A 5,525-nucleotide genomic window follows, 5' to 3' on the forward strand; every position below is an offset into this window, starting at 1 on the left:
AGCTGCAACAGCCAGGCCGCGACGTAGACGCCGACGGCGGCGCCCAGCGCCGGCACCAGGTAGTTGCGCCACACGCGGCGGCCGGCCTGCTCCCACAGCGCCGAGGCGTCCAGCGCGAAGCCGGCAAATAAAATGGCGTTGGCCACCGGAATGGTCAGGAAATCGGGCAGCTCGCCGCGGAAATACAACAGGAACCAGGCCATCGCCTGGCATTGCTTGGCCCACATCCAGGTGGCGTGGATGCGCGCGGTCTGGCCGCTGCGGCGCGCGCCGGCCTCAAAAAAGAACAGCGCTGCGCACAGGCTCAGATTGCCCAGTGCCAGCGCCAATACCAGGGTTTTTATATCCATGACCGCAGCCGCTCAGTCCAGGGCCTCAGACCTCGTGTTCGACGTTGGTGCTGCCGTCGCCCATTTTGCTGGACCAGGCCTGGGTGAAGAAGGCTTTTTCGTCTTCGGTCGGGCTGTCGTGCCAGAACACGATCAGCGTGCCTTTGTGGTCGTGCAGCTGGCTGACTTTTTCAATAAAGGTCTGCTTGCCGGCCAGGTCGGCCAGCGCCGCCACGTAGCCGTAGACGCGGCACAGGCGCTCCAGGCGGTCCGGCTCGGTGAAGCTGTTGGTGGCGGTAAGCGTAGGGTGGTCTAAAAACATCGTATCTCTCTCCAAGTCGGCCGCCGAGGGGCTGGCCCGTGCTAACGCCATGCTACTATGATTCCCCACGTAAATCCACATCCCCAAACAACTTGACCCCGCCCGCCCGCCGCCCATCGCCGCAAGTGCTTACCGTTGGCAACACGCGCCGGCTGGAATTCACGCCCGGCATGGTGCAAAGCGAGATGCGCCTGTCGCGCCCGGACCAGCTGGTGCTCAGCTATAACCGCGCCATGATGTGCTTTGTGCTGTTCCAGCCGCAGCCGCAGCACATCGTCATGGTCGGGCTGGGCGGCGGCTCGCTGGCCAAGTTCTGCTACCGCTATCTGCCGCAGTCGCGCATCACGGTACTGGAGCTCGATCCGGCCGTGATCGCGCTGCGCGACCAGTTCGCCATCCCGCGCGACGACGCCCGCTTTCGCGTGGTGCAGGCTGATGCGGTCGAGTACATGCCGGCGCTGGCGCGCAGCGCCGATGTGCTGCTGGTCGACGGGTTCGACGCCGACGGCCTGCCGCCGGCGCTCGGCAGCGCCAGCTTTTACGCCGACTGCCAGCGCGCGCTGCGGCCGGGCGGCGTGCTGGTGGCGAATATGTTCAGCTACGATCCGCACTATCCGGCCATGCTGAAGCGGCTGCGGCGGGCGTTCCAGGGCCGCATCTGCGGCTTCACCGGTATCGCCGGCAACAACCGCATCGTGTTCGGCGTCAAGGGCGGCGAGCCGTCGCCGGCGCTGGCCATGCAGCGCCGCGTGGCGCGTCACGGCGGGCTGCGGCTGCCGCTGCTGAACTGGCTGCTGGCGCACTGGGTGGTGTTGCGATTGCGCTGGACAGGACGCGCCGGCGGCGTGGTTATTTAACACACCAGTCTGTCCGCACGGCATTTTTTGTGACACACTAGCTAGCAATCCTGCGGTCCCCATCCCTGCCCGCGCCGAGCCATGCTGTCATCAGGAAAGCGCGCCATGCCGTCGTCTTCCCGCAAGTCCGCCCGGATCTCGCTGGCGGCCATCCTGACTCTGTTGACCGGCTGCGCCGTGACCGGGCTGCTGTTCGTGGCCGTCAGCGCGCTCGAATACAGCAAGATGGAACTCAGCTACCAGCAGCGCGGCCACATGCGGGCGGCGGCGATCCGCCGTGGCATGGACGATACGCTGGAGCTGGTCACCATTCTCAACGGTCTGTTCAAGTCGGTCGGCGTGGTCGACCGCGAGCAGTTCGCCAGTTTTACGCGGCCGCTGCTGGAACGTTATCCGTTCGTGCAAGCTTTCAATTTCCACCGCGTGCTGGACGATGCCGGGGCGCGCCGCTACCAGGCCGCGATGCAGGCGCGCTTTCCCGGCTACCAGCTGCATGACGCCAACAATCAGCCGCTGGCGCCGCGCGCGCAGCACGTCATCGTCGATTACCTGGAGCCGCTGGAGGGCAACGAGGCCGCCTTCGGCCTCGACGTGGCGTCGCTGCCGGTGATGGCGCGCGCCATCGGCGAGGCGGTCGACAGCGGCCAGGCGCGCACCACGCCGCTGCTGCGGCTGGCCCAGGAACGCGCCCAGCAGCAAGGCTTTGTGATGATGATGCCGGTCTACCGCACCGGCGCCGAGCTGGGCACGGTGGCGCAGCGGCGCGCGGCCTGGGTCGGCAACACCAGCGCCGTCATCCGCTCGGCCGACTTGGTGCAGAAGATCCTGCTGGCGGCCGATCTGCTGGATGACAGCGAATTGATGCTGCAAGTGTATATCGGCGACGATATCCGCCCCGCCAACCTGGTCTACGCGCGCGGCCAGGCCAGCGACGAGGCGCCGGCGCCGCGTTCGCTGCAGCGCTGGCTGGCCTTCGATTACCGCGAGCCGTATGTGCGCACCTTCAGCGCCGCCGGCAAGTCGTGGCATGTGCAGGTGACGCCGCTGCCAAGGCCGTTCCTGCCGCACCACATCGGTTCGCTGTCGACGCTGGTCGGCGGCCTGCTGTTCTCGCTGCTGACGGCGGCCTTCGTCAATTCGCTGGCGCGGCGTTCCAGCCGGGTACAGCGGCTGGTGGACGAGCGCACCCACGCGCTCAAGCTGAGCAACGAGCAGCTGGCCGACGACGTCGCCGCCCGCAAGCGCACCGAGGAGGCCTTGCAGGAGAGCGAGCACCGTTTCCGCCGCCTGCTGGCGCTGTCGTCGGACTGGTACTGGGAACAGGACGAGCAGTTCCGCTTCACCAATATCACCGGCGGTTTCTTCGACAAGGGCAAGCAGGACCCGCAGCTGTTCCTCGGCAAGACCCGCTGGGACGCCCATCCGGCGCTGTGGGACCACCGCCAGGGGCGCGAGCACAAGGCCTTGCTGGCGGCGCATCTGCCGTTCGCCAACCTGGAATATTCGCTGGTCGGGCTGGACGGCCAGACCCACTGGTTCAATACCAGCGGCGAGCCAGTGTTCGACCGCATGGGCCAGTTCCGCGGCTACCGGGGCACCGGCACCGAGATCACCGAACGCAAGCAGGCGGAGCAGCGCATCCAGCACATCGCCCACCACGATGTGCTGACCGGCCTGCCCAACCGGGTGCTGTTGCAGGACCGGCTGCACCAGGCGGTGGCCTTCGCCAACCGCAGCGGCAAGCCGTTGTGGGTCATGCTGATCGATCTCGACCGCTTCAAGTTCGTCAACGACAGCATGGGGCACAAGGCCGGCGATCAATTACTGAAGACGGTCGCCGTGCGCTTGCAGGACAGCGTGCGCACCAGCGACACGGTGGCGCGGCTGTCGGGCGACGAGTTCGTGGCGATTTTGACCGAGTATCCGGAGCAGGCGCTGTCGGTCGATGTGGCGCAGCGCATCATGCGCGCGGTGACGCAGCCGGTGATGTTGGAGGGCAAGGAGTTCTTCGTCACCTGTTCGATCGGCGTGGCGGTGTACGGCGCCGACGGCACCTCGGCCCAGCGCCTGATCGAGCATGCCGACATCGCCATGTACCGCGCCAAGAAGCTGGGCCGCAACAATACCCAGTTCTACGAGCCGACCATGAACGAGGAGGCGCGCGAACGCTTGCGCATCGAGAGTGCGCTGCGCAGCGCGCTGGAGCGGCAGGAGTTCGTGCTGCACTATCAGCCGCAGGTGGATTTGCAGAGCGGCCGGGTGGTCGGCATGGAGGCGCTCTTGCGATGGCAGCATCCGGAGCTGGGCATGGTGGCGCCGCACCGCTTTATCGGCCTGGCCGAGGAGACCGGCTTGATTGTGCAGATCGGCGCGTGGGTGATGCGCACCGCCTGCGCCCAGGCCAAGCTGTGGCTGGATGCGGGCCATGGGCCGCTGCGGATCGCCGTCAATCTGTCGCCGCGTCAGTTCAGCGAACCGCAGCTGGTGGCGTCGATCGCCGAGGTGCTGCGCGAGACGGGGCTGCCGCCGGCCTGCCTCGACATCGAGCTGACCGAGGGCCTGTTCATGCACGATGTGACGCAGGCGGTGGGCTTGCTGCACAAGCTCAAGCTGCTGGGGGTGGCGCTGTCGATCGACGATTTCGGCACCGGCTATTCGAGTTTTTCCTATCTGCGCCATTTCCCCATCGATGTGCTGAAGATCGACCGCTCCTTCATCAGCGATATCCACGAGGGCGACGAGGCGGCGATTGTGGTGTCGATCATCGCGCTGGCCCACAACCTCAAATTGCGCGTGATCGCCGAGGGCGTGGAGACCGCCACCCAGCTCGACTACCTGCGCCGCCACGGCTGCGACGAGATCCAGGGTTATTACTTCAGCCCGGCATTGCCGGTGGCGGATTTTGAGGTGCTGCTAAGCCAGGGACGCGATCTGCGCTCATTGCTGGCTCAGCCGGCTTGACGCGCGGCGCGGCCGGCTTGCGCTGGCGCGGCTTGGGCGCCAGCATGGTGCCGCTGCACTGCTCGGCGCCGCAGCGGCAGGCAAAGGCGCGCTTGATGGCCGGCGTGTGGCGGCCTTCGTAAATCAGCGGGTACGAATAGCTGAGTTCCTCGTCCTGCAGGATGGCGTGCAGCGCGTAGATGAAGATGGTGCCGTCTTCTTCCTCGATGGCTTCGCAGTTCGGCTCGCAGGAGTGGTTGATGAAGCGGGCGTCATTGCCGGCGTCGCCGCCGTCGATGACGTTGCCGTTGGCCAGGCTGAAGAAGAAGGTGTGGTTGTGCGGCCCGCCTTGCGCGGCGGCGCGCGCCTGCGCTTCGTCCCAGCTGATTTCGCGGCCGGCGTATTCGATCACGCGTTCGCCGGGGAGGATGTCGCGGGTGGCGAACACGCCGTTGCCGTGGACCGAGGAGCGCTCGACGCGGCAGGCAGGTGGAGGGGCTGAAGCGGGCTGGAGACTGGCGTCGGTCATGGTGGTCACGTTGAGCAGGAATCGTTCGATTAAACCACAGCGCCTGGCAGGTTTCAATTGGAATCAGGCCGGCGGCAATCGCTGGTACGCTACGGTGCATGAAAACGACCTTGTCCGCCCTCTTCCTGCTTGCTCTCGCCGGCGCCGTCCAGGCCGGTAGTCCGACCATTCCCGCCGTGGTGCAGGCGCAGCTGGCGTCGTGCGATGCGCAGATCGTGCAGCGCGCGGCCGACGGCATCCTGCGTTCGCCGCAGACGCTGCTGGAGCCGTCGCTGCTGATCTCGGCCGCCATCGATCAGCGCTACGCCGGCAATGCGGATGAGGCGGCGTTTTTGTATCTGGCGATGCGCTTGCGCATGGCGCGCCAGTTGCAGTTCGAGCGCGACTGGCGGCCGGAGCTGATGTCGCTGACCGAGCAGGTGCAGGCGCCGCTGATCATGCCGCTGGTCGAGGCCGATCCGGCGCGCGCGCGCGCGGTGGTGCAGCGGGTGCTGGCGTGGGACCGCGCCACGCCCGATCCGTATCGGGAACGGGCGCTGGCGGCCGGC

General features: G+C 66.8%; 5 protein-coding genes and 1 pseudogene. 3 read left to right on the forward strand and 3 right to left on the reverse strand.

Annotated elements, in window-relative coordinates; translation table 11 throughout:
- Together GTP69_RS30525 and GTP69_RS30530 are read right to left on the reverse strand one after the other, a co-directional pair.
- Nucleotides 1–350, reverse strand: a pseudogene (locus GTP69_RS30525) (GGDEF domain-containing protein); the annotation flags it as partial.
- 25 nt (nt 351–375) lie between these two features.
- Nucleotides 376–651 carry a hypothetical protein gene (locus tag GTP69_RS30530; RefSeq protein WP_110848512.1) on the reverse strand — a complete coding sequence of 92 codons (276 nt, stop codon included), beginning with the start codon at nt 649–651 and terminating at the stop codon, nt 376–378.
- A 92-nt stretch (nt 652–743) separates the two neighbouring features.
- Here GTP69_RS30530 and GTP69_RS30535 point away from each other — a divergent pair, with 92 nt between their 5' ends.
- Entirely contained in the window at nt 744–1,508 is a 765-nt protein-coding gene (locus GTP69_RS30535; protein ID WP_229261228.1) for a spermine/spermidine synthase domain-containing protein, read from the forward strand.
- A gap of 105 nt (nt 1,509–1,613) precedes the next feature.
- Nucleotides 1,614–4,469 carry a bifunctional diguanylate cyclase/phosphodiesterase gene (locus GTP69_RS30540; protein ID WP_161058386.1) on the forward strand — a complete coding sequence of 952 codons (2,856 nt, stop codon included), beginning with the start codon at nt 1,614–1,616 and terminating at the stop codon, nt 4,467–4,469.
- Here GTP69_RS30540 and GTP69_RS30545 read toward each other — a convergent pair.
- Nucleotides 4,384–4,977: an SET domain-containing protein gene (locus GTP69_RS30545; protein ID WP_161058387.1), complete on the reverse strand. Its 594-nt coding sequence runs from the start codon at nt 4,975–4,977 to the stop codon at nt 4,384–4,386. The genes GTP69_RS30540 and GTP69_RS30545 overlap by 86 nt on opposite strands.
- Nucleotides 4,978–5,075: 98 nt before the next feature.
- Between GTP69_RS30545 and GTP69_RS30550 the strand changes: the two genes are divergently transcribed.
- The coding region (locus GTP69_RS30550; RefSeq protein WP_161058388.1) for a hypothetical protein at nt 5,076–5,525 on the forward strand (450 nt) is incomplete at its 3' end.

It is taken from the genome of Duganella levis, from assembly GCF_009857605.1.
GTDB classification, from domain to species: domain Bacteria; phylum Pseudomonadota; class Gammaproteobacteria; order Burkholderiales; family Burkholderiaceae_D; genus Rugamonas; species Rugamonas levis.